This is a genomic window from Glaciibacter superstes DSM 21135 (genome assembly GCF_000421145.1).
Classification (GTDB): Bacteria; Actinomycetota; Actinomycetes; order Actinomycetales; family Microbacteriaceae; genus Cryobacterium; species Cryobacterium superstes.
In genome coordinates this window covers 1-22,558 of record NZ_ATWH01000011.1, presented here as the reverse complement: position 1 = coordinate 22,558, position 22,558 = coordinate 1, and the positions used below count along the sequence as shown (strand labels likewise).

Below are 22,558 nucleotides of genomic sequence, written 5' to 3'. Positions count from 1 at the left end.
GTCAGGTGCTGACCTGCGCAACACGTTCTCGGTGCGCATTTCGTGTCGCGCGCGTGAGCGTCAGCGTGACGAGGAGACACAGCAGGGAAGTGAGGGCCAGGAGAATCAACCCGACGCCGTAGGTGCCGGTACTTTCATACAGGGCACTGAGCAACAGCGGAGGAACGAAACCACCGAGACCGCCGGCGGCGCCGACGAAGCCCGTGGTTGATCCGATCCTGTCGCTATCGACGATCTCCGCGATGAGTGCGAAGACGGCACCCGAGCCCGCACCAAGAGCGGCTGCCATCGTGAGGAAACAGAGGGTCCCGACCAGCGGAATCGATCCATCCTGAAGGCTTCGCGGAGTGAATGTCAAGCCCACAGCGGCGGTCGCGATCACTGCGTAACTGGCGGCGAGGACCGAAATTGAGCTGAACCTGTCGGAGAGGATCCCTCCGAGTGGGCGGCAGAACACAGCAACGACGACGAAGCCGGCCATCCGGCTGGACGCATCGGCCAGTTCGAGGCCGTAAGCGGTCTGCAGGTAGGTGGGCAGGAAGATCGAGAATGCGACGTATCCGCCGAAGCTCAACGCGTAAAGGAATGACGTTTGCCAGGTGAAGGCGCTGCGTGCCGTTGCAGTGAGCCGGCTCAGCAATGACGTCGTGGGGACCGCGCGATCGGGTGAGTCGCGCAGGAGCGTCCACGACACGACGGCGTAAACGGCCAGCGCGATCGAGGAGATGAGGAAGGGGGAGGTATTCCCCACGGTGTTCCAGAGGTGGACCGTGGTCAGTGCCGCGATCGCCGTTCCGCCCATTCCAATCCCGTACAGGCCCACCGCTGTTCCCCGCTTCTCGGGAGGGAACCACGCGTTGACGAACGGTACACCGACGGCGAAGATCGTGCCGGCGACGCCCAGGAAAAATGCGCCGATGACGAGGGCGACGTACGAGGTTTGTCCGAAGAAACCCAGAAAAAGCACGGGGATGATAGACGCGGCCGAGATTGCGGGAAACATGATCCGACCGCCGAACCGATCGGTCAGCGCTCCCACCGGTATCCGGCCCAGCGCGCCGACGAGCACCGGAATCGCAACGAGAAATGCCTGCTGATTGCCCGATAGCGCGAGCAGATCCTTGTACAGGGGCCCCAGCGGGCTGAGAAGAGCCCAGGCCCAGAAGTTCAGCGCATAGCCCACAGCGGCCACGACGAGCATGAGCATGGCACGTGAGGTACCTGGCCGTGTTCGTTGAGTACCCATGAGCCACCTTCCCACACGGCGGGATCTCCAGGACAGGCGTTCGGGCGCCATCCAGCGAGAAAATCACAGGCCGAAGGGGTCAGGACGATCGACGAGTTCCTGACGGAGCATCGTTGAGGCCGTCACCCACCATTGCCACGACGTGACCCTCAGCCTGGAGTGACGATGTCGGGCTTGTCTCGGGGCTTTGCGAAGGGGTCGGCCCGATTCAGCCGAAATCGGGGTGACGGACGCCGTCGGTGAGGCAGGACAGGGACACCATTCTTTGGTCGATACTGTCCAGCTCTTCCTCCGATAGACCCGCGAAGAACGGGACCTGCGCCAGAATTTGCATCCGCATGGGTTTTGGGCAGTGGTGCGGCTGGGCGCAGGTGCTCTGTAGCGGAATCAAACGTCGGGACAAGGCCATGACTTCATCATCCTCCTCCGACGCGAGGTCAACAGGATGGGCCGCTATTTGATCAGCTGCTAACCCACGAAGAATGGCACCTGCGCCAGAGGGTCGCGTCGGCCGAGTTCGGGCTAGTCGGTCGGCCCGACGCGGTACCGACTGGATACCGCGATCCGGTTCCATGAGTTGATCACGATGGCCACCCAGATCACCGCCGCAAGTTCGGAATCCGAGAGGATGATCGCAGCGGCTACATATACGTCATCTGGAACCCGATCACTTGCGATGAGAGCTACCGATTCGGCCAGTGCCAATGCTGCGCGCTCGCAGCAAAGCCCGTCGAGGTCGTCATCGATCCAGCCGATGTCGAGTTGCCACCGGCCCAACCAATCGACATCACGAAGTTCTTGACATCACAAACAGTCAGCGAGTGAGCACACGCGAGCGCCTGAGCGCTTTCGACACCCAATTTGGCCTCGAACGTGGCCCGGACATCGATTTCGGAGAGGACACCGAAGCCCTGTTCGGCGAGCGACTCCCGAGTTTGCTGCACCGCTTCTTCGTACGACAGGGCAACTGTGACGGTGTGTGCGTAATTCATGTGCTATGCCAATCATCCGGTTTCTTCATTGAGTTGCAGACCGCGCGTCCAAGACTCTTACCGCGCTTCGATGATGCCCATCATCCCTTCGTCTTCGTGGTCCAGGATGTGGCAGTGGTAGACCGTCTTGCCGGTGAAGTCATCGAACGGGATGCGGACCCGGACGCTGTCGCGCGCAGGCACGTTGACCACGTCCTGCCAGACTGCGGCGTCCACCGTGCGGCCCCCCTGTTCGATGATCTGCATGGGCCACACGTGCAGATGGATCGGGTGGTCCATTGGGCTGGTGTTGGTCAGTGTCCATTCCTCGATGGCACCGGCCCGTACCGTGGTGTCAACCCTGGCTGGATCGAACGACTTCCCGTCGATGGTGAAGCTCATCATTCCCGTACCCATGCCCATGCCCATGGCGAAGGTCAGCTCCCGTCGGGCGGTAACCGTTGCCGTCCGCAGATCCCGGGGCGCCGGCTGCGCCGGGATGGGTCCCGGGGAAGCGGCAGGGTCGCCGCTGACGTCAAGGGTTACGAGGTCCGCGCCGGTGGAGGACGCCTGACCACCGCCCATCATGCCCGCTGTGGTGCCCCTGTCCACCGGCAAGGTGCGCAGCACCGTTGTTCCGGGTGCGGTCGTAACCAGCAGGTCCGCCCGGTTGCCGGGGGCCAGCAGAACTTCATCGACATCCTGCGGGCTCGAGAAGCGGCCAGAATCGATTCCAAGCAGCTGAAGTTGTTGACCGTCCAGCCGCAGCCTGAGGTAGCGGGAGACGCACGCGTTGACGATGCGCCACCGTTCGCGTTCTGCCGGTCTGGCTGTCAGGTGCGGGGTGAGCTGACCGTTGACCAGGACCAGGTTGCCCTCCCGGCCGACCATCCGGTCCATCGGGGAGGTGGCTGGGACGCGCCCGGACGAGTCCAGTGAGATGTCCGAGACGACCAGTATCCGTTCCCGGCTGATGGGGATAAGGTCAGGGTCCTCCACGACGATGGCACCATAGAGGCCGCCGAAGAGCTGATCAGCCACCGAGCCGTGATGATGGGGGTGGTACCAGTACACGCCCGGCGGGTGATTGTCCGGCAGCCGGTACTCGTAGTCGAATGAGGTGCCGGGGTCGATTGCCAGGAGCACGTTGTCGCTGTTGCCCTGCGGGGAGACGTGCAGGCCGTGCACGTGCAAATTGGTGGCGGCGCGCAGCCCGTTGTCAAGAGTTACGTTCAGCCGGTCGCCAGGTCGGACGAACAGGGTGGGACCGGGAAGGCCCCCGTTGTAGGTCAGCGCCCTTGCCTGTCTGCCGGCGATTTGTACCGGCCGCTCGGCCGCTGAGAGTCGAACCTGCAGCCGACCGTTGACGCTTCGCAGGGGTTCCGGCTCAACAAACTCGAGACCGGTGACAGTGCTGGATCCGGGGGTCAACGCCCATGTGAGGCCGGCCCCGCCCGCGAGCACGCCCACCGCCCCGATGCCGCCCAGCAGGAGGGCATTTCGCCGACTGATCGGTTGCATTAGCTGTCTTCGCCGAGCACCGTGAGCTTCTCGCGGTATTCTTCGGAGCTCAGCTCGCCCTTGGCGTAGCGTTCATCGAGGAGCTGCCGCGCCGCGCTCCGGCCTCCCTGACTCTGTAAAACATCGGCGTTCCCGCGAGGACTGCCCCGGTTGACACCGCCGGAGAAGGCGCGCACGGCCACGATCACAATGAGTGCAACACCGAGGAGCACCAGCAGCCCGAACAGCCACATCCACCCCATATCGAATCCGTATCCCCACATCATTGTGTGTTTCCTTCCGGGCCAGGTGGGCGATGCCCAACATTTCAGTTCGGTTTCTTCCAGCGGCAGAAGATCAGGCCAGGGAGAGGAAGAGTTTTTCCAGTTCCGCCTGGTCCACGCTCGGATCTTCCTGCTTCAGGCACCGCTGCAGCCCTGTCGCGACAATCGCAAACCCTGCCTTGTCCAACGCGCGTGAGACAGCGGCCAACTGCGTGACCACGCTCTTGCAGTCCCTGCCCTCCTCAATCATGCGGGTAACGGCGGCGAGTTGTCCCTGCGCCCTGCGCAGCCGGTTGATCACCGGTTTCATGTCGGTCGGGTCGAGCTCCACAACGCCTCCAAGGATCACTTTGCTGAGGCCAATTTTATACCCGGGTAGGTATCTTGTATATATGCTGCGCGGCATGGAGGGAATTCGTGAAGTTCCCGGCTCGAAGACCCGACGGACCTATTGGGATCCAGGAGGATTCCGAGCTGGTGTGGGAGCCGTCGGCGCTGCATCTGCATTGGTTGGCCACGTATGACCCCGAGCAGAACGGTTCCGCCCCGCTGGGCTGGCACCGCGACTTCTCGGACGCGGCTGCGCCTGCGCGACTGGGTGGTCGCATCCGGGACCCGTCTGGACCGTTACCGGCCCACGCGGCAGACAACGTGGCCCGGCGAAGACCCGGCAACAGCGGTCGAGGACACGGCAATCGTTGAGCGTGACGAAGACTTCGTGCCGTTCGTACTCGACGATGTCGCGCGACGCCGCGAGGCCGAAGATGCGTTCTACGCCGGCCTGGCCAGGGAAGCCGCTGACGTGTCCTGATGGATCTGTGCCGTGACCGGGTCGACCATTTCTGCGGTGACGACGTAGCTGGCGCGGGTGACCTGCTCGTTTGCGTGTCTGAGGAGTCGGGACGCGAGTGTGATGTCCGCTGCGGCTTCGATGAGGGCTGCCGAAGTCCGACGGAAGATGTGTGTGTTGAACTCCTCCACCTCGATCCGTTCATCCTTCAGTGCGTCCTCGTTGTCGTCGACGAACGTGCGGAGCAACCGTTCGAAGTTGCTACCGGGCGTTGATCGGGTGCGGACGCTTGTCGCCGGGCTTGACCCAGGCGGGCCAGAATCCCCACTGCGCGAGCTCTATCTCGCGCTCGAGCGTGCCGGCGTCGTCGACGAACTCGCGGACGATCGGCGCGCGTTGCGTGGGGGGCGAAGTTGTAGCTGGCCGCCGAGTCCGCGGCGCGGCCGCCGGCCGCGACGTATTCGACGATGAGTTCGTTGGTCTCATCGTTCATCGCGTAGCGGCCCCACATGCATTTCACGCTACTCGCGGCCTCCGGCGCCGGGGCACGAGAAAGCCCCTAGCAGGCCAATCGGGATGCCGGCTGCCGCGAGGTTCTCGGCGACCAAACGCCCGACCGCGCCGGTCGAGCCGGTCACCGCGAGGGTGGGCGGTGCGAGTGTGATCATGCGGTAGTTCTGATCACTGCCGGGCCGGCCCTCACGAGTCGATTGCGCAAGGCCAAAATGAACGCGATCATGACGATCGCGATGACGCCGACTGCCACCAAATCCCACAGTGTGGACTGGTTGGTGAGCGTGCCGCTGAGGTTGAACAGCGCGTGGAAGACAACACCGGGGAGGATGCTCCCGGTCAGCACGGCGCAGTATGCCAGGGCGATGCCGATGAGGACGGCCGCGACGAGCTGCAGCGCCTGGTCGGGGAGCGAGTACCCCCGAAGGAGATTGACGATGTGGCCGATGCCGAAGGTGACACCCGAGATGATGATCGCGCGTGTGAGGTTGCCCCGCGTACGCAACGCCTGGAGCAGGAAGCCACGGAACAGCAGCTCCTCGACGAATCCGACCGCAGCCACGAGCAGAACGGCGAATGCGACCGTTCGCAGGTCAAGCCCCGGCGCGAAGCCCTTTGCGTACTGCACGAACGTGATCGCGAAGAGCGGGATGTAGAAGAGCGTGAGTGGCAGAGTGCCCGGCTGCACCGATCGAATGCCATAGAAAGCGAGTCGGCCACCGACCCGCAGGTAGACGATCAGCACCATCGACAGCGCGACGAGCACAATGCTCGTGAGTTCGGGAAACCGCACCACTTCACCGAGAAAGTCGCCGATGTTGACCGCAACGATGTAGATCGCGATCCAGATCAGCGCGTGCCAGATGGGTTTGGTGTCCTGCAGTTTCCGCATGGCGCTCCTCTGACGAGTGACGCGCAAGAGCGAATCATCGCCAGACTACCCTCGATGGATGGGGTAAGCACCGCTCGGCCTCGGGCTCGGGCTCGGGCTCGGGGTGAGCGTTTCGGTACTCGCTTCAAACCCACTGTTGCTGGCGTTCCCGTCGCGAGAAGCGCAGCCGAACCTTCAGCGGGGACCTTAGTGCGGTACGGCGCACCGCGCAGCCGTGGGAGCACCTCCATCCACTTGTGGTGGCCTTCGAGTATCTCGGCTACAAGCGCTTCCCCACCGGAATCCCACTCGCTTGATCGCGACTTCGCCACCCCTTCAGCGGACTGCATGCGGGCACACAAATCGCACCCATGCCCTCGACCCGCCACGCAGCAATCGACGTCTCAAATGGGAACCTCGAGCGGGACATGCTTTCCGGATAATTTAAGCGACCTCCTGCGCCAAAACGTCGGAATCTGAACGGCTCGGCCGCCGGCAGACAGCTCCTTGCCGGGAGAGGCTTTAATTTCACTCGGCCAGGGGCTTCTGGGCGGTGTTTGATTCGTCTGCCCTGTTCCACACCTTCACGATCGCCCAGGCCACCGCTGCGATCGGCACCGAGAGTACGGCACCGGTGATGCCGCCGAGGATGGTGCCGGTGGCCAGTGCGACCAGGACCACCAGGGGGTGCAGCTTCAAGGACTGCGCCATGACCACGGGCTGTAGCAGGTCACCCTCGAGTTGGTTGACCGCGATGACGATGATCAGCACGATGAGGGCGACGATCGGGCCGTTGGCTACGAGCGCAACCAGGGCGGCGAGGACCCCCGCGAGTGTCGCACCGATTAGGGGAATGAATGCGCCGAGGAACACAATGACGGCAAGTGGAAGCGCTAGCGGAACCTGAAGTATCGCCAACCCTGCGCCGATGGCGATGGCGTCGACGAGGGCGATGATCGAAGTGCCACGAACGTATGCGCCGAGGACCCGCGGCGCGGTGTGGCCGACGCGCCGTACCCGTTCAAGGAGTTCGCCCGTGAAGGGGCGGAGGAAGAAGTTCCAGATCCGGTCGCCGTCTTTCAGGAAGAAGAACAGGATCACGGACACGAGCAGGATTCCTGTAATCACCTCCGTTACGGCAGAGACGCCGGCGATCGCACCAATTCCGAACTGACTGCTCGTCAGAAAGTCGACGGCGGCATCGCGTACGGCGTCGATCTGCTCCTGATCAATCGGAATCGGCCCTTGGACCAGGAAAGCCTGCAGATCATCCAGGCCTTCCGATGCGGCCACCGCCAGCTTATTCCACTGGTTGCGCACGGCAAGAACGATGAGCGTGATGATGCCGCCGAAAACCAGGACACCCCCAAGCAGGGTGATCCAGGTGGCAAGCATCGCCGAGACATTGTGTCTTCGCAGCCAGCTGAAGACCGGGCTCAGCGCTGCCGCCAGGATGAGGGCGATGAGCACCGGAACAATCACGAGTTTCATCTGCACGAGCGCTAACACGACCACCGATACGAGTGCGATCACGACGAGGATCTGAGCGCTGCGGATGCCCAGACGACCGAGATGGTCAGTCATCAGTGAGCGAATAGATGGGCGACCGCTGTTGTCTTCTGCTCTCATCCTCCAACCCTAGACAGGCCCGGCACGTTTTCGCCGTCTCTTGTCTCCGACCCGATTATCGAGACAATCTATGCCTCGATAGCGTGATCGTCGTCGCAACCGCCTTCATCGCTGGGTTAATTGCGCTGCTGGTAGGACTGATGATCCTGTGGAACAACCTGGTGCACCGGGTGACCCCTTCCTTTGCACTGGCACTTGATCCGGGTCGTGACGACGCGGTACGTGAAAAGCGCCGACCCAGGAATGAACCGGTACTCGGCGGCCGTGCCGTCCGGTGCTAACCCGTGCTAACCCACCGTATTCGCTCCAGGGACCACCATCATCGGCGATCGTCCGTGATGCAGCACGGCTTGGCTAACGGAACCCAATAGCAGTCCAGGGAATCCGCCGAGGCCCCGGGTCCCGAGCACCACCAAGTCGGCGGTTTGCGTCGTTCGAACAAGAACTTCTGCTGCCTTTCCCACGAAGAGATGCCGGCTGACCTTCACATCGGGGTACCGTGCTGCTACCGCAGCAACGACGCGGGTCAACTTTGCTAGTTCCTCTTCGTAGTACGGATCCGAATCTTCCACGGATGGCGACCAACCCAGGTCACCGACGGTTGTACCTTTCACGGACACCAACGCAAGCGGTTTACCGTGGATGCGCGCCATTTCCGCGGCTTCCCATAAGGCGGGGCCCTGCGAACCCGAGTCAACCGCCATCACGATTTGACCAGCAAAGGAAAGACCATTAATCGCGCTTTCCTGCTGCCGCGCCGTATCTCCTGTACCAACCGCATCGGAGAAGGTTGGGTGCATCGCGCTCTTCTCGCCACGTTCGTTGCTGGGGTCACCACGAGTGCCTTGACCGACTTCCAACCCGGTGACAGCACTTTCATGCCCCTCCTGCGGAACCACGACAGTGGGACAGTGTGAGTGGGCTGCCAGGCCCGAAGAGACGCTACCTAACAGTCGCCCGACAAAGCCTCCTCTGCCGCGCTTGCCGACTACCGCCAGTCCGGCGGTTTCGGAATGTTCGACAAGAACCTTGCTGGCATCACCGCACTCAATATGCGCTTCGGTGCGAACGCTTCGAGCCTCTGCGCGTGCCGTCGCATGGTCAAGGATGGCCTCGGCTTCCCGTCTTGCGGCCAGTGCATAGCTCGCTCCGACAACTGGATCCGCGACAAACGCCGGGGGGAACGCGCTCACCAATCGCAGCGGCCAATTGCGAATATCAGCCTCGACGATTGCCCAATCCAGAGCTCGGTTGCTGTTCGACGAGCCATCAACGCCAACCAGAATCACATTGCGCATACCCACAGGCTTGCACATTCGAGAGAAAAGAGCGTGGGATCAGTGATCTCAATTCCAGGGATTCAGGTCACTGCATGACCTGATGGACGGCATGCGCGCAACAAGATCAGCACCTGTGAGATTTAATCGTGAATCGCTCAGTCGCGCGGTTTCCCGAGTGTGACGATCACGGCAGTCCACCCCAAAGGCCGCATCCCCCCGTTCCACCCGGCTGCGGCCTCAGTTCTGGCGAGCCTTGTCCGTTACACTGGGGGCCTGTCCAGGCATGCTGTTCGCCAGCCCGTCGGCGACGGGCCTCAGCACTGTATGTTCACGTAGGGACGACACCGACATCGGATTGGTTCGCGACGCCGCAGATCGGGCTACGCGGATCTCCGATACTTCCGGTAACCACACCGCACTGAGAACGTGAAGTGATAGCCCAGGCACCAGTTCTCCATGAGATCAGGGATAGGAAACGGTATGGCCGAGACAATTGTCGTCGCGCTGAACGGCGGCACGGGAAGCCGAGCCGCGCTCGACTGGGTGATCGAGCGTGCCCGCACGATTCGCGTATCTCTTGAGCTCACCACTGTCATCGATCTGGCAAGGTTGCCGACGACGATCACGGAGGACCGGGTCCTTCCTGCTTACGAGCAGATGTTGATGGATGCCGCGAGTCGGGTTAGACGCGAAGCGCCCACCGTACAGGTGATGACGTCGGTACGACGAGGCGCGCCGCGCCGGGAGTTGTTGATTTCCGCCGCTGACGCCGATCTGCTGGTTATCGGTACTCGTGAGGCCGCGGGCTTCGTCTATGGAACATTGCGCCACCAGATCGCAGCCGGGGTGAGCTGCCCCCTGGTTATCGTGCCCACAGACTGGACGCCTTGTAACGGTTCCGTCGTCGTCGGCGTGGATGACGACGATACCTCTCAGATTGCGGTGGACTTCGCCGCCCGGGAAGCCGAGCGGCTCGGCCGTGAACTTTCGGTCGTGCATGCGTGGCGCATCCCCACCCTGCTCGCTCTCGGATGGTTGAGCGCCGGTGCTAGTCCTTATGACGAGATACGGATGGCACACGCCGAGGTTCTGGCAGGAGTGGTCGAACGGGTTCGCGCCGAGCATTCGACCGTGGTGGTGCGAGACACGCTCGAACACGGACCTGCTGCTCTGGCCCTCACCGACGCGGCTGAGCACGCTGAAATGGTCGTGGTAGGCACCCACCGACGCGGGATGGTTCCCGGGCTGCTACTCGGCTCGGTAGCCCACGACCTGCTGATCAGCATGCCGTGCCCGGTCGTGGTCGTGCCGCACCCCGCCGACATGCCTCTGCTCATACCGAACGCCGAGCGCGGAAAATAGCGAGGCCGCTGGAGTGGCCGGGTTGACATATCGAGTTCCTAAATCAACCACCCGGATTTCGACGCGAGGCCCCTACGAGACGGTGCTTTCATGAGCGTTACATCCCAGACCGACGCGCTCTTACGCGCGCACGATCCATACGCGCGCCCGTCACAGGAGGTGCTCGCGGATCTCGAATCGAACCCGCAGGGCCTCAGCGTTGGTGCCGCAGAGCAACGCTTGGCCGCCTATGGCCCGAACCTGCTGGCTGCCCCGCTCACCAGGCACCCGGTGCTGCGGTTTCTGGCTCACTTCAACGACGTGCTCATTTACGTGCTGCTGGCCGCCGCTGTACTCAAATCGATTTTCGGTGATTGGATCGATGCCGCGGTCATTCTCGCCGTGGCCGTCATCAATGCGGTGATTGGTTTCCTGCAGGAGGGGCGGGCCGAGAAGGCGCTCGACGGCATCCGCCGGATGCTGTCCTTGCACGCTGATGCCCGCCGCGACGGCGTGTGGGTCGACGTAGACGCGGAAGCGCTCGTTCCCGGCGACATCGTGCGGGTTAAATCCGGTGACAAGGTGCCCGCCGACGTGCGCCTGGTCGAGGCAACCAAATTGCGCGTGGAGGAGTCCGCCCTCACCGGCGAGTCGGTTCCCTCCGGCAAGATGACCAGCCCGGTTCTTCCTGATTCCGGAATTGGCGACCGGCACAGCATGCTCTACTCGGGCACAATTGTTACCACCGGTCGCGGGATCGGCGTCGTCACTGCCACCGGTGTCGATACCGAGATCGGCCGCATCCAGTCGATGCTCACCGGGGTGCAGAGCCTCGCCACGCCGCTCACCCGGCAGCTGGACTCCTTCGGCAAGAAGGTAACACTGCTCATCCTTGGCGTAGCCGCGGTTATGCTCGTGATCGGCCGTCTTCTGCACAATCAAGACGCCAATGATCTACTGTCGGCAGCAATCGGGTTCGCGGTCGCGGCCATTCCCGAGGGCCTGCCGGCTCTTGTCACCATCACCCTGGCTCTCGGCGTGCAGCAGATGGCCAAACGTCGAGCCATCGTCCGCAAGCTGACCGCGGTCGAGACGCTCGGCTCGGTTACCACCGTCTGCTCCGACAAGACCGGCACGCTCACCCGCAACGAGATGACGGTGCGTAGCGCCGTCACCCGAGCCGCCCACTACCAAGTCACCGGAATCGGTTACGAGCCGGTTGGCGTGATCAGCCTCGACGACGAACCCGCCACGCTCGATACCCGCCCCGACCTGACCGAACTCATCGCGGTCATGGCCCTCTGCAATGATGCCCGCGTCACCGAGGAGGACGGCCAATGGCGGGTCGTCGGCGAACCGACCGAAGGGGCACTGCGAACCCTCGCCCTCAAGGCCGGCTTCGATTCCGTCAGCTGGCAACGGATCGCAGTCATACCGTTTGAGTCCGACAACAAATTCATGGCCACGCTCGATAAGAACCCCGACGGGAAGTTGCATATTTTTCTTAAGGGAGCCCCCGGGGAAGTGCTCGCGCGCAGCAGTTTGCAGCTCGGCGCCGTCGGAAAGCCAGAGCCGATCGATGTGGCGTACTGGGATGAGTGTGTCGATGATCTCAGCGCGCAAGGCCTGCGTGTGCTTGCCGCCGCAACAGTTGTCCCTCCCGACGACATGGTCGATCTGCACCCAGGGGACGTCGATAGTGGGTTGCTGTTCCTTGGGGTGGTTGGCATCGTGGACCCGCCCCGGCCGGAGGCGATCAAGGCGATCGCCACCATGCACGCCGCCGGTATTTGGGTGAAGATGATCACCGGTGACCATGCGGGCACCGCGCGGGCAATCAGCCGAGAGATGGGCATCACAGACGATGCACACTCACGGGTGATCACCGGAGCCGAGTTGGAAGCGATGAGCCAGGACCAACTCGTCCGGGTCGTGCGTGACGTCGACGTGTATGCACGCACCAGCCCCGAGCACAAACTGCGGATCGTGAAAGCGTTACAAGCCCACGAGGAGGTTGTTGCGATGACGGGCGACGGTGTCAACGACGCCCCCGCGCTCACCCGCTCTGACGTCGGGGTGGCGATGGGGATCAAGGGCACGGAGGCGACTAAAGAGGCCGCCGATATCGTCCTAGCTGACGATAACTTCGCCACCATCGAACGTGCCATTGAAGAGGGGCGGCGCATCCGTGACAACCTGCAGAAGTCGATCGTCTTCCTCTTGCCCACCACGGCCGCCCAATCTCTGGTCATCCTTGTCGCCGTGCTATTCGGATTTACCTTGCCGCTTCAGCCGACGCAAATCCTCTGGGTCAACTTGATCACTGCCGTCACCCTCTCGCTCGCCCTCGCCTATGAACCCGCCGAGCCAGGCGTAATGCTGCGCCGGCCCCGCAAGCCGGGCGGATCCCTTCTCGGCCGGGGCTACCTGGGCCGGATCTTCTGGGTGTCTTTGCTGATTAGCGGTGCCACCATCGCAGTGTTTTTTCTGGAGCGTGCCGTTGGGTCCACCCTCGCTGAAGCGCAAACCACTGCGGTGACCATGCTCACTCTCAGCCAACTCGCTTTCCTTTTCAACTCGCGCTTCCTACAGGCCTCCAGCCTGAACTTGGCCGTGCTGCGCGGCAACCCGGTGATCTGGATCTCCACCGGCGCGCTCCTGATACTGCAGCTCGTGTTCGTCTACACCCCGTTCATGAACCTCTGGTTCCGCTCCGCACCGATCGGTCTGCGCGAGTGGGGGTACACCCTCGGCCTGTCGGCTGCGATATTCCTGTTCGTCGAAATAGGCAAGGCGATCGAACGGGTGGTGGCGCGAGGACAGCGGTGACCGTGGCCACACCATCGGCAGTGTCGGTGCGCCTATGACTACACCACTCCACGGGACGCGACCGAAACGGCCGAGCCGCTCAACATGGCCACCACGGTCCAAAGGCTCCAAACGTTTTCAGCAGCAAATGGACTTTCCTGAAGGCGCACGCTACTCGTGAGCAGATGATCGCAGCGGCTGCGGAAAATCTCCCCTCTACAGCACCGCCCGCAAGCCGACGCCGTGCGGACACTCCCCCGCAAGCGCCGCCCGTGCCGGCCCGCGAAGAGTTGTCTGGGTACCGATTCGCGTATGCCCTGCCGGCAAGGAAATCGCTCAGAACCTCCCGTCTACGCACCAGGGCGCATGCTGATGTGTCTATTTGGGGTGTACCCCAACCAGGCGTCAGAACAGAAAGACGGAACGCGTCAGGAAAGGAGCCGTCCCTCTATTCCCTGACAGAAGTTCGCGGGGCTCTTGGAGCACCCCTGACTCTGAGAGGAGAGTGCAGGGCGACAAACAGCAACTGGGGCATGCACCGGAATGAGCAGCTGGTGGATCGAACACGCCGATCACCACATGCCCATCCTGCTCGACCCAGAAGGACCATTCACCAAATCGACCGACCGCAATACCCACGGCGATCCGATGCCGTACTCACCACCACCGGAGGGATTCTTCCCTGATATGCGAGGTTGAGCGACTTCCGCCCATTCCACTCGTGCATTTTCAGAGAATGGTGAGTCCGAGAACGTCAGCGACCTCCTGCAGCCCTTTCGCGTTGCGGCTGATGGGTGATCGTGTCGTGGCCGCCAGCGGTGCATTATCGAACAGCGCCCAGCACTCGTAATCGCCGAGCCTGGAAACATACCGAATGCCCCCGTAGAGAGGCATTCCATCATCGTCCGCCTGCGAATACACCCACGTCGCCAGCGCTCGGGTCAGCAGTCGGTTCGGCCCACGTATCTGAGCTACATCCAAGTTGTTCACATTGAAGGCCGCGAGCACATCTGCCATCGCTGAGGTGAGGTGCGTATGTATCGCGGCCGCCTCGATGTCCAAGAAAGGAAGCGCACCAAAAGGTTGCAGTTGGGTGATCATCCTCTTCCGTCGCCATTCTGCTGGAACAGTGCCAGAGGATACTTGGTTCGGCCCGTGCGCGTCCATCTTCGCCAGCAACGACGCCTTCGGACGGAAGCTAGCCAGCGTTTCCGCGTAGGAGCCTTCCGGCTCAGTAGCGGCATACAATACGCCGGCGCCGAGCACGTCGAATCTGTTGCCCTCATCGGGCTTTGCTGCGATAAGCGGAGAGATCATCGAAAACCGCAGCGGTGGGTAGAGGAATTCCACCCGGTACAGCACGTTCGGTGGGATGGCCAGGACCGTAAGTCCACGCTAGCTGGCGATCACGTAGTTGCGAGCCGCCGCCATCACGCTTCTCATCTGGCCTTCAGACAGCGCCTCCGCCGGCGAGTTGTCGTCCAGATCCGGGTTCATCCCCATAAACCAGGCACGCGCCGTCGGTGCGGCATCGACGGACTCGATCACTTGCAGCACTTGATAGGCGTTGCGAAGAAGCTGTTCGGTGGCTTGCGGTGGCTTCGTCCCCGTCAGCCACCTTGAAACGGTGCGTGGCTCCTTGCCAACGATGACACTCAAGAGCGCTTGCCCGAGGTCGGCTTGCAGCGCTGCGGTGATATCACGGACATCGAGCTTGATCGCGCTGAGGTGACCCGTCGCATGCACATCGCTTCTGGTGCTTCCTGCAAAGCTCATAGCTTCGTTTCCCTCGTTTCGGGTTCTCCACCAGTAATGAAGAATATCAACGCCAATAGAGCTTCACACTACATGCCCCGTGATTTGTCCGCAAGAACGTCTGGTTTTACACCTACCATTTTATCCGGTTATTTGACCGATAATGGTTATCATGTCAAGTTGAAGCCACTCTGTTTACAGAAGGTACGAGATACAATCGGAGCTCTCCCCCTACCGACCGCCCTGCCGGGAGGCCAGACTGGCGCACATGGAACACAGGGAAGGCGCAGGGCGCTTCGTGATCAGGGTCACACTGGTGCACGTCGTGACCTATCTCCTGGTCGGCATCATTGCGTCGATCGCGTTCGACTACGAGACGTTGTTCGAGCAGCCAGTCATCCGCGACTACATGCAGGAGTTCGGCTCGGTCTCGCTGTTCGTCGGTCCCGTCGTGCAGGTGGTCCGCGGCGTCATCATCGCCGCTGTGCTGCTGCCGTTCCGCAGGGTGCTCGCGGCGCGACTCGGCTGGCTCTGGTTGTGGCTGCTGCTGGTCGGCATCGGGATCCTCTCGACTTCCGCCGCAGCGCCATCCTCGATCGAGGGACTCGTCTACACGAGAGTGCCGCTGTGGTACCACGCGATCGGGCTGCCGGAGATGCTCGTGCAGACCCTCGCGTTCAGTCTTATCGCCGCCATGTACGCACGATATCCCCAAGGGGTACTCGCCGCCCTGCCCCCGGTGTTCGAGCGGATCGTACGAGCGCTCGTCACGGCGTCCTTCGCCTTCATCGGGTACGCCCTGGTCTCTGTCGCCTTTGCTCTCGTCTCGGGCGCGGGCGTGGACCCCGAGCAGAACCTGAGCCTGGAGGTGCAGGGCCTGTTCATCGTGCCGTTCCTCGCCAACTGCACGATCGCGTTCATCGCGAACCGCGGCGTCACATCACCCCGCTGGCGGCTCGTCGCCGGCCTGGCGTCCTATGCCCTGGGCGCGGCTTCGATCCTCGTCTACCAGTCCCTGGTCTCTGGCGGCGCTGATCCTCTGTACGCGTTCGTTGCACCCACATTGCCTGCCCTCATCGTCTGGCTTCTGGTGCCTCGGGAGCGGGTCACCGAACCTGCGGATCCGACGCTGGATCACGCTGTGAGCGGGCCGCTGCAGAATTGAAGTGCCGGTGGAGTCGGACGACTATTGACTCCACGGCGTCCGCCCCCCTGATCTGGTGAGAATCCGTTCCGGTATGAAAGATCTGGTGAGAATCCGTTCCGGTATGAAAGATCTGGTGAGAATCCATCCACCATAAGGATGGGCCGGAAGGCGTCCGACTGGAGCACCAGCACCCATAGTGTGAAAACGGATAATGGTCTTCACCAGTAGTAGTTGGGAGAGTCGCTCCCGGTACCCCCGCACGCGCGAGAAACCCACCTCGCTCCGCGATTAGACGTCCGGCGTGTCTTCGATGTCCGTTCGCAACTCACCGGTGATGGCATCCACCGCGGCACCCACCGTCGGCGCGAAACGCTCGTCCGTGAACCGGTCATTCAACCCGTAGCGCTCGAGCGTGTCCTTTACCGGTCCCTTGATTTCGGCGAACACCAGCGTGATCCCGCGCCAAGCCAGCCAATCGTCCAGATCGACGAGCTCCTCGGCGGCAGTGGTGTCCAAATCCGTGATCGGCTCCGAGGCCAACACCAGCGTCCCCAGCGGCTCTCGACCGCTCCCCCGGTTCTCACGGACGGCCCGCTGAACCACCTGGCGGACCCACTGGTTGAATAGCCCGCCGTTGACGAAGAACAGAGGTTCGGCGGATGCCGCCAGCCACGCCTGCCTGCGCTTGGCCCGCTCAAAAAGGCGGGCATTATCGATGGCGAAACCGACGGTCGACGCGAGAGCGGTGACGAGCTCCTCATCATCGGCGCTGAACTCGCCTGACGCAGCATTCGTGAGATAAAGGTTGCCGAAGACCTGATCGCCCACGCGGATCGGCACGCCGAGAAAGCTCTCCATCTGCGGGTGTTGCTCGGGGAACCCCATCGATCTTTCGTCGTCGGCAAGTTGGGGAAGTCGAATCGGCTGCAGATCGTCGATCAGTGCGCCGAGAAGCCCGTGTCCTTCGGGCAGGCGGCCGATGCCTGACACCTCGTCATCGGCCATTCCGACATGGATGAACTGTTCGAGCGACCCGTCAGGAGAAATGACACCGAGCGCACCGTACCGGGCGTCAACCAGGTCGATGGCCGTCTCAACGATCCGGCGAAGCACGACCGTCAGATCGAGTTGTTGACTAATGAGCTGCTTGGCCTTGAGAAGCACGCACAGCCGACCCTGGGTCGCAAGCACATCGGAGGCCCGAGCAACGAGGTCGCCAAGCGCTTCGTCCAATTCTGGCGCGCGGACCTTCAGGGAAGATCAGGGAACCGTCCTCCGTCATCAGCAACCTCCATCCTCGGTATGCCTCAGCTGAAGGTTAGTGGTGCGAAGAGCGGGCGCGGAAGGGTGACGACGTTCTGCCAGGCCAGCTGGGCGCTCCGACCGTGCTGCGTGACGGGACCTCAGGCCCTTGCACTTTTCTGGTGTGGCCGAAAGTCTGTGTAGAGCACGACCACCGGAACGGACCTGCCGACGACCGAGGAGACAAAATGATCGACCGAACCGCGCTACAGGACGGGACCCACCTCCCCTCCGACTATCGGGAGCACCAGGCAGTCGATCTCAAGAAGAACAGGATGTCGGCGATCGCCATTCAAGCGATCTTCGTCGTGATTGCCGTGGTCACTGTGATCGTCCCGCTGTTGTTCCGCGTTCCCCTCGGCACGGGGTGGAGCCCGTTTCTCACCATTCCGGTGACGCTCGTCGCCGCCCTCGTCTATATGGCGCTGCACGAAGCAACGCACGGGGTCATGCTCCAGCTGATCACCAAGGTGAAGCCCTCGTATCGGGTGCGGTTCCCTTTCCTTACGACCGGCAATCGTGCCTACCTCACACGGCGGAGCGCAGTGCTCGTTGCGCTAGCGCCGGCGGTGCTGTGGGGCGTGGTGCTGTCAGCTGTGCTCCTGGTGGTGCCGGTGGACTTTCGGTTCACCGCATACGTCGTCCTGGCCCTGAATTTCGCCGGATCGTCCGGCGACTTCGTGGAGGCATTCGTGGTGACGCGACTGCCGCGAGATGCGCTGGTGAAGGACGACGGGGACAAGGTTCGCGTCTTCTTGCCCCAGGCCGCGAGCTAGCCAGAGCTCACCGGCGGAGTGGCACCCGAGGGAGCCAGCCCGCGATTCCGAGCATTGCGAGCACACAGACGAGTTGCGCCGATCCGGTTGCGAAATAAAGCACTTGTAACCAGGACGATCCACGAATCAGAGTGGTCTCGGTGAAGATCCAGATGAGCATCCCGAGTCCGGCCACAGCCGACCACAACAGGGCCGACTCCCGGCGCATGACCAGGAGCCCGGCCGCGAGAGCCCGAAGACCTCCCACCACGATAATCAGGATCAGAGCTGGCCACATGAACGAAGTGAACGGGCTGATCGCGAGGAAGGCAGCAGGCATCCCGAGCCCGTCTGTGACAAGTATGGCGATTCCGCCGCCGATCGCGGGGAGCGCGTTGAAACCTGATACGACGAGCAGCGACCAGAATATCGTCGCTCGGAGTCGAACATCCCATATCACATACTCCGTTCTACGTGGTCCGCGGCCCTGCGTCCTCAGTGCACCTCCTCGGTCCGCGAGCGGCACAGGGCGAAAGTCCCGAGGTGAATCATCCGCAATTCCGCACGGAACAGCGTGCGAGTCTTCGCGGAAGTGCTCGCCTCAGACGGCGGCCCAGCCCGCGTCGGTTTTTGACGCCGACCGCAGTTCCATGCGGACGATAACGGGAGGCCCGCCCGCCGGTGTCTGGATCTGCGGCCAGCGCGCGCGATAGGCCCGCGCCGCCTCGTCGTAGCCGTGCTGGTGTGGGCGGAGGGTCCTGCCCTCCGCCACTCGCCACTCGCCACGAAGGAGAACCCGGACGGCGCTCGGGTTGTCGAGGTTCCGCCACCAGCGTTTCGTCTCAGGGGCGCCCGGAAGGAGAACGAGCGCGGGAGCCCGCTGACGAGCCCGAGCACCGCGCCCGCAACCGCTCCGGTCACTGTTGCGAGAAGTAGCGTCAGGAACGGCGACCAGTTTGCGTCTGGCGCCGTGGCACCGTGGCGCCGTGGCACCGGCGAAGATGACGGCCATCGCCGGCGCCCATGCCAGAATGCTGATCAAGATCCAGCGCCACGGGTGTCGGACGATCCTTTGCAGTCCCCCGGCCTGGGCTGCGCCGAGCACTGAGCCCATCAGGGCTCCGAGGAGCAATCCGCCACCGATCAATGGTTGGAGGTGCAGTGGAATCCCGTCGGCACTGAATTGGGCAGCGGCGGATACCGCCGCCCAGCCGAGACCCGCCATGAGTGTGGTCGACAGGATCCATCTTCGTCGGCTGAACGAAGGAAGCCATCGCACCAGCCCTGCCGATTGAAGAACTCCCAACGCGATCCCCTCAATCAGTCCCCCGCCAACGATGATGAGCAAGACCAGGGCATGGGCGGCGGCTGTACGCGGACCCGGCACCAGCGCCTCCGCGAGCAGCGACGCGAGCGCCAGGGGACGCCTTCCACGACATCGCTCGCGTCCTTTCCCGGAATCGAGCGGCGCACTCCCGAGTGCACAGATCCGAAGGTCCCGCAGATGTCAAACGGATGCGCCGAGCCGTCCGCCCGCAGTTCTCAACCGGGCACGAGCGTGGAGCGGGTGCCACGCAAGGCGCGGGCCGACGCGACGAGTGAGTCCGTGGATGTCGTCCGCCGTCGGAATTCGGTACGGCACACCGCTTGCAGAGCTAAAGAATCGAGTATCAACTATGTCCACACCAGCACCCGACAAGATCGCACCGACCCCACCCCTGTTCCAGTACGAATCAAGTACCGAGACAACGAAGGCCCCGCCGACGTCGAAGAGGCGGACTAGCACCGTTTTACCTCCCCGCGGCGCCTCGCGAGTGCGCGCAGAAGGACCTTGCGGATCTCGTCGTACCAGAGCACGACTGATCCGAGTGCCACGCATGTGCCCCAGTGGGCGAGATCCATGGACGTGGTTCCGAAGGCCACCTGCAGGAACGGCACCTCGACGACGGCGATCTGCAGCAGGACACCCAGCGCGATGGCGCCCCAGAGCCACTTGTTCGCGAACAGCATCCGGAACGCGCTGGTCGTCTCCGAACGGGCATTCAGCGCGTTGAACAGCTGGGCGAAGACGAGGGTGGTGAATCCGGCCGTGCGTGCAACTTCGAGCGTGTCGTTGCCCTCGACGAGACCGCCGGGGAGGAACAGATCGATGGTGAACAGCGTCGCCAATGCCATCACGAGGCCGATGGAGAGGATCCCGCCCCACATGCGCGCGTCGATCGCCCGGTCGGTCAGTTTGCGCGGCTTCCGCGCCATCACGTCGTCAACCTCGGGGTCGACGCCCATCGCGAGCGCGGGGGTGGAGTCGGTGATCAGATTGATCCACAGGATCTGGGTCGCGAGCAGCGGCAGGACGAGCGCGTCGCTGCTCGCGTCCGTGAGGCCGATCACACCGGCGAAAACGACGCCCAGGAACACCGTGAGCACCTCGCCGACATTCGATGACAGCAGGTAGCGCAGAAACTTTTTGATGTTGTCGAAGATCACCCGGCCTTGACGGACCGCCGCGACGATGGTGGCGAAGTTGTCATCGGCGAGGATCATGCGCGCGGCCTCTTTGGTGACCTCGGTGCCGGTGATGCCCATCGCGACGCCGATGTCGGCGGACCTGAGTGCGGGAGCGTCGTTCACCCCGTCACCGGTCATCGACACGATCTGCTGGTCGGCCTGCAGCGCGTCGACGAGACGCAGCTTGTGCCGGGGCGACACGCGGGCGTACACGGATACCTCACGCGTGACGTTCCGCAGTTGGTGGTCATCGAGCGTGTCGAGTTCGGCTCCGGTCACCGCACGTGCCGACGGCCCGATAATCCCGAGGTCGGCGGCGATCCTTGCGGCGGTGGCCGGATGGTCACCGGTGATCATGATGACGCGGATGCCCGCGCGGTGCGCTTCGGAGATCGCCTCGGCGGCCTCAGCTCTCGGCGGATCGATGATTCCGACGACACCGGCGTACACCAGGTCGTGCTCGAGCGACTCGTCGACGTCGGCCGAGGAGTCGGCGGTGTTCTGCACCCGGTATGCGACACCGAGCGTGCGGAAGGCCTCCGCCGACAGGGCCTCCACCTCATCGATCGCCTGCTGCCGGAGCCTTTCGGTGAGCGGAACCGTTTTCTCGCCCACCTGAAGCAGGGTGCAGCTGCTCAGCAGCACGTCGGGGGCGCCCTTACTGAACAGGAGGAGGCTTCGGTCGGTCTTCTCCTGATGCAGCGTCGACATCATCTTCCGCTCAGAGGTGAACGGGATCTCGGCCCGCCGCTCGAAACGGTCGATGTGTCCCGTCGTGCCCTCGAGCTTGCGGGCCGCCACGAGGAACGCGGCCTCCGTCGGATCCCCCTGGATGTGCCACTCGCCGTCGTGTTCGGTGAGCTGGGCATTGTTCGCGAGAGATCCCGCGCCGAGCACCAGTTGCACCTCATAGCGCTGGTCGCCGGGGAGCTCCTCACCATCGCTCAGCACCGAACCCGTGGGACGGTATCCGACACCGGTGACGTCGGCTCGCCCGGAGGAGGTAACCACGCGTTCGATCGTCATCTCATTGCGGGTCAGGGTGCCGGTCTTGTCGGTACAGATCACCGATGCGGAGCCGAGCGCCTCCACCGAGCTGAGCTTCTTCACGACGGCGTTGCGTTTCGCCATGCGCTGCACGCCGATCGCGAGTACGACCGAGAGCATCGTGGGGAGCCCCTCTGGCACCGCGGCCACGGCGAGTGAGACTCCGAGCAGTAGCACGACGACCAGATCGCTCGGCGCCGTGATGCCCTCGACCAGGATGATGGTGATCATCACCACCAGAGCGACGATCACGACGATGACGCCGAGCATCTTGCCGATGCGGTTGATCTCGTTCTGCAGCGGAGTGGGCTCTTCGACGGTCGCGTCGAGCATCTCGGCGATCGCCCCCACCTCGGTCGACATCCCGACCCCCGTGATGGCCGCACGCCCGACGCCCTGGGCGACGGAGGTGGCCTTGTAGACCATGTTCACCCGGTCGCCGAGCGGCGCCGGCTCCGTCAGCGTCGCTGGATTCTTGGTGACCGCCTCGCTCTCACCGGTCAGCGATGCCTCCTGGATGCGCAGTGCACTCGCAGTGAGCAGTCGGGCATCCGCACCGACGGCGTCGCCTTCGCCGAGGACGAGCACGTCGCCTCGCACCAACTGGGCGGACGGCACGGTCTTCAGCTCGCCGCTTCGCAAGACGGTTGATGCCGCGGCGGACATCGTGCCGAGCGCGACTACGGCATCTTCGGCCTTCGCCTCCTGTGTGTAGCCAAGAATCCCATTGAGGACGACGATCGCGGCGATCACGATGGCGTCGACGGGCGCACCCTCTGCCCCTTCGACGACCCACGCGACGAGAGAGACA

General features: G+C 63.1%; 21 protein-coding genes and 2 pseudogenes. 7 read left to right on the top strand and 16 right to left on the bottom strand.

Translation table 11 applies throughout. From position 1 onward, the window contains the following. Nucleotide 1 precedes the first annotated feature (1 nt). The 5 genes from K323_RS0115320 to K323_RS0115295 all read right to left on the bottom strand — a co-directional run bounded on the left by K323_RS0115320 (nucleotide 2) and on the right by K323_RS0115295 (nucleotide 4,332). A complete protein-coding gene (locus tag K323_RS0115320) occupies nucleotides 2-1,246 on the bottom strand; it encodes a nitrate/nitrite transporter (RefSeq protein WP_022886149.1) in 1,245 nt (414 codons plus the stop codon). A gap of 522 nt (nucleotides 1,247-1,768) precedes the next feature. Next, on the bottom strand, nucleotides 1,769-2,023 hold the full coding sequence (locus tag K323_RS26495; protein ID WP_022886147.1) for a carboxymuconolactone decarboxylase family protein: 255 nt from the start codon (nucleotides 2,021-2,023) through the stop codon (nucleotides 1,769-1,771). A 272-nt stretch (nucleotides 2,024-2,295) separates the two neighbouring features. Continuing rightward, a complete protein-coding gene (locus K323_RS0115305; protein WP_022886146.1) occupies nucleotides 2,296-3,738 on the bottom strand; it encodes a multicopper oxidase family protein in 1,443 nt (480 codons plus the stop codon). After that, on the bottom strand, nucleotides 3,738-4,004 hold the full coding sequence (locus K323_RS0115300; protein ID WP_022886145.1) for an SHOCT domain-containing protein: 267 nt from the start codon (nucleotides 4,002-4,004) through the stop codon (nucleotides 3,738-3,740). Before K323_RS0115300 ends, K323_RS0115305 begins: the two co-directional genes overlap by 1 nt. A 70-nt stretch (nucleotides 4,005-4,074) precedes the next feature. Continuing rightward, a complete protein-coding gene (locus K323_RS0115295; protein ID WP_026851708.1) occupies nucleotides 4,075-4,332 on the bottom strand; it encodes a metal-sensitive transcriptional regulator in 258 nt (85 codons plus the stop codon). A 140-nt stretch (nucleotides 4,333-4,472) separates the two neighbouring features. Between K323_RS0115295 and K323_RS28525 the strand changes: the two are divergent. Then, nucleotides 4,473-4,812: pseudogene (locus K323_RS28525) on the top strand (hypothetical protein); the annotation flags it as partial. Here the strand turns inward: K323_RS28525 and K323_RS0115285 are convergent. From K323_RS0115285 to K323_RS26480, 4 genes are all read right to left on the bottom strand, one after another. Further along, nucleotides 4,773-5,039 carry a site-specific integrase gene (locus tag K323_RS0115285; RefSeq protein WP_022886143.1) on the bottom strand — a complete coding sequence of 89 codons (267 nt, stop codon included), beginning with the start codon at nucleotides 5,037-5,039 and terminating at the stop codon, nucleotides 4,773-4,775. The pseudogene K323_RS28525 and the gene K323_RS0115285 overlap by 40 nt on opposite strands. A 273-nt stretch (nucleotides 5,040-5,312) precedes the next feature. Next, nucleotides 5,313-5,459 (bottom strand): hypothetical protein, encoded by a 147-nt coding sequence (locus K323_RS29840; RefSeq protein WP_022886141.1) that lies wholly within the window; start codon nucleotides 5,457-5,459, stop codon nucleotides 5,313-5,315. Further along, nucleotides 5,456-6,196, bottom strand: a complete 741-nt coding sequence (locus K323_RS0115270; protein WP_022886140.1) for a CPBP family intramembrane glutamic endopeptidase — start codon at nucleotides 6,194-6,196, stop codon at nucleotides 5,456-5,458. Before K323_RS0115270 ends, K323_RS29840 begins: the two co-directional genes overlap by 4 nt. A gap of 507 nt (nucleotides 6,197-6,703) precedes the next feature. Then, on the bottom strand, nucleotides 6,704-7,804 hold the full coding sequence (locus K323_RS26480) for an AI-2E family transporter (RefSeq protein ID WP_084697363.1): 1,101 nt from the start codon (nucleotides 7,802-7,804) through the stop codon (nucleotides 6,704-6,706). Between the two features lie 83 nt (nucleotides 7,805-7,887). Here K323_RS26480 and K323_RS30065 point away from each other — a divergent pair, with 83 nt between their 5' ends. Beyond that, nucleotides 7,888-8,085 (top strand): cation transporting ATPase C-terminal domain-containing protein, encoded by a 198-nt coding sequence (locus tag K323_RS30065; RefSeq protein WP_022886138.1) that lies wholly within the window; start codon nucleotides 7,888-7,890, stop codon nucleotides 8,083-8,085. A 6-nt stretch (nucleotides 8,086-8,091) separates the two neighbouring features. On the opposite strand, the gene K323_RS0115255 is transcribed toward K323_RS30065, so the two are convergent. Continuing rightward, entirely contained in the window at nucleotides 8,092-9,102 is a 1,011-nt protein-coding gene (locus K323_RS0115255; RefSeq protein WP_051147389.1) for a universal stress protein, read from the bottom strand. A gap of 462 nt (nucleotides 9,103-9,564) precedes the next feature. Between K323_RS0115255 and K323_RS26475 the strand changes: the two genes are divergently transcribed. From K323_RS26475 to K323_RS29500, 3 genes and pseudogenes are all read left to right on the top strand, one after another. Next, the gene (locus tag K323_RS26475; protein WP_022886136.1) at nucleotides 9,565-10,446 is read left to right on the top strand and encodes a universal stress protein; all 882 of its coding nucleotides are present in this window, start codon (nucleotides 9,565-9,567) and stop codon (nucleotides 10,444-10,446) included. Nucleotides 10,447-10,536: 90 nt separating this feature from the next. Beyond that, nucleotides 10,537-13,254: an HAD-IC family P-type ATPase gene (locus K323_RS0115245; protein WP_022886135.1), complete on the top strand. Its 2,718-nt coding sequence runs from the start codon at nucleotides 10,537-10,539 to the stop codon at nucleotides 13,252-13,254. Between the two features lie 519 nt (nucleotides 13,255-13,773). Further along, a pseudogene (locus K323_RS29500) lies at nucleotides 13,774-13,932 on the top strand (DUF4913 domain-containing protein); the annotation flags it as partial. A gap of 30 nt (nucleotides 13,933-13,962) precedes the next feature. Here the strand turns inward: K323_RS29500 and K323_RS0115235 are convergent. Both K323_RS0115235 and K323_RS0115230 read right to left on the bottom strand, forming a co-directional pair. Beyond that, nucleotides 13,963-14,583, bottom strand: coding sequence for an RES domain-containing protein (locus K323_RS0115235; protein ID WP_022886134.1), 621 nt, complete (start codon nucleotides 14,581-14,583; stop codon nucleotides 13,963-13,965). Between the two features lie 45 nt (nucleotides 14,584-14,628). After that, complete coding sequence (locus tag K323_RS0115230) at nucleotides 14,629-15,009, bottom strand: hypothetical protein (RefSeq protein WP_022886133.1); 381 nt, start codon at nucleotides 15,007-15,009, stop codon at nucleotides 14,629-14,631. Between the two features lie 247 nt (nucleotides 15,010-15,256). Here K323_RS0115230 and K323_RS29000 point away from each other — a divergent pair, with 247 nt between their 5' ends. Continuing rightward, nucleotides 15,257-16,153, top strand: coding sequence for a hypothetical protein (locus K323_RS29000; RefSeq protein WP_022886132.1), 897 nt, complete (start codon nucleotides 15,257-15,259; stop codon nucleotides 16,151-16,153). Between the two features lie 270 nt (nucleotides 16,154-16,423). On the opposite strand, the gene K323_RS28995 is transcribed toward K323_RS29000, so the two are convergent. Next, the gene (locus tag K323_RS28995; protein WP_022886131.1) at nucleotides 16,424-17,368 is read right to left on the bottom strand and encodes a GAF domain-containing protein; all 945 of its coding nucleotides are present in this window, start codon (nucleotides 17,366-17,368) and stop codon (nucleotides 16,424-16,426) included. A gap of 257 nt (nucleotides 17,369-17,625) precedes the next feature. Here K323_RS28995 and K323_RS26460 point away from each other — a divergent pair, with 257 nt between their 5' ends. Then, a complete protein-coding gene (locus tag K323_RS26460; protein WP_022886130.1) occupies nucleotides 17,626-18,213 on the top strand; it encodes a DUF3267 domain-containing protein in 588 nt (195 codons plus the stop codon). Nucleotides 18,214-18,220: 7 nt separating this feature from the next. Here K323_RS26460 and K323_RS28990 read toward each other — a convergent pair whose 3' ends face one another. From K323_RS28990 to K323_RS26445, 3 genes are all read right to left on the bottom strand, one after another. Then, nucleotides 18,221-18,652, bottom strand: a complete 432-nt coding sequence (locus tag K323_RS28990) for a hypothetical protein (protein WP_022886129.1) — start codon at nucleotides 18,650-18,652, stop codon at nucleotides 18,221-18,223. Nucleotides 18,653-18,793: 141 nt separating this feature from the next. Next, nucleotides 18,794-19,579: a hypothetical protein gene (locus K323_RS28520; protein WP_022886128.1), complete on the bottom strand. Its 786-nt coding sequence runs from the start codon at nucleotides 19,577-19,579 to the stop codon at nucleotides 18,794-18,796. A 392-nt stretch (nucleotides 19,580-19,971) separates the two neighbouring features. Continuing rightward, nucleotides 19,972-22,558, bottom strand: a 2,587-nt coding sequence (locus K323_RS26445; RefSeq protein WP_022886127.1) for a cation-translocating P-type ATPase, incomplete at its 5' end; no start/stop codon positions are given.

What these genes read in the sequence shown, in the direction of transcription:
- K323_RS0115320 (WP_022886149.1), bottom strand. Translation starts at nt 1,246, where the DNA reads ATGGGTACTCAACGAACACGGCCAGGTACCTCACGTGCCATGCTCATG.
- K323_RS0115305 (WP_022886146.1), bottom strand. Translation starts at nt 3,738, where the DNA reads ATGCAACCGATCAGTCGGCGAAATGCCCTCCTGCTGGGCGGCATCGGG.
- K323_RS0115300 (WP_022886145.1), bottom strand. Translation starts at nt 4,004, where the DNA reads ATGATGTGGGGATACGGATTCGATATGGGGTGGATGTGGCTGTTCGGG.
- K323_RS29840 (WP_022886141.1), bottom strand. Translation starts at nt 5,459, where the DNA reads ATGATCACACTCGCACCGCCCACCCTCGCGGTGACCGGCTCGACCGGC.
- K323_RS0115270 (WP_022886140.1), bottom strand. Translation starts at nt 6,196, where the DNA reads ATGCGGAAACTGCAGGACACCAAACCCATCTGGCACGCGCTGATCTGG.
- K323_RS26480 (WP_084697363.1), bottom strand. Translation starts at nt 7,804, where the DNA reads ATGAGAGCAGAAGACAACAGCGGTCGCCCATCTATTCGCTCACTGATG.
- K323_RS0115255 (WP_051147389.1), bottom strand. Translation starts at nt 9,102, where the DNA reads ATGCGCAATGTGATTCTGGTTGGCGTTGATGGCTCGTCGAACAGCAAC.
- K323_RS26475 (WP_022886136.1), top strand. Translation starts at nt 9,565, where the DNA reads ATGGCCGAGACAATTGTCGTCGCGCTGAACGGCGGCACGGGAAGCCGA.
- K323_RS0115245 (WP_022886135.1), top strand. Translation starts at nt 10,537, where the DNA reads ATGAGCGTTACATCCCAGACCGACGCGCTCTTACGCGCGCACGATCCA.
- K323_RS0115230 (WP_022886133.1), bottom strand. Translation starts at nt 15,009, where the DNA reads ATGAGCTTTGCAGGAAGCACCAGAAGCGATGTGCATGCGACGGGTCAC.
- K323_RS29000 (WP_022886132.1), top strand. Translation starts at nt 15,257, where the DNA reads ATGGAACACAGGGAAGGCGCAGGGCGCTTCGTGATCAGGGTCACACTG.
- K323_RS26460 (WP_022886130.1), top strand. Translation starts at nt 17,626, where the DNA reads ATGATCGACCGAACCGCGCTACAGGACGGGACCCACCTCCCCTCCGAC.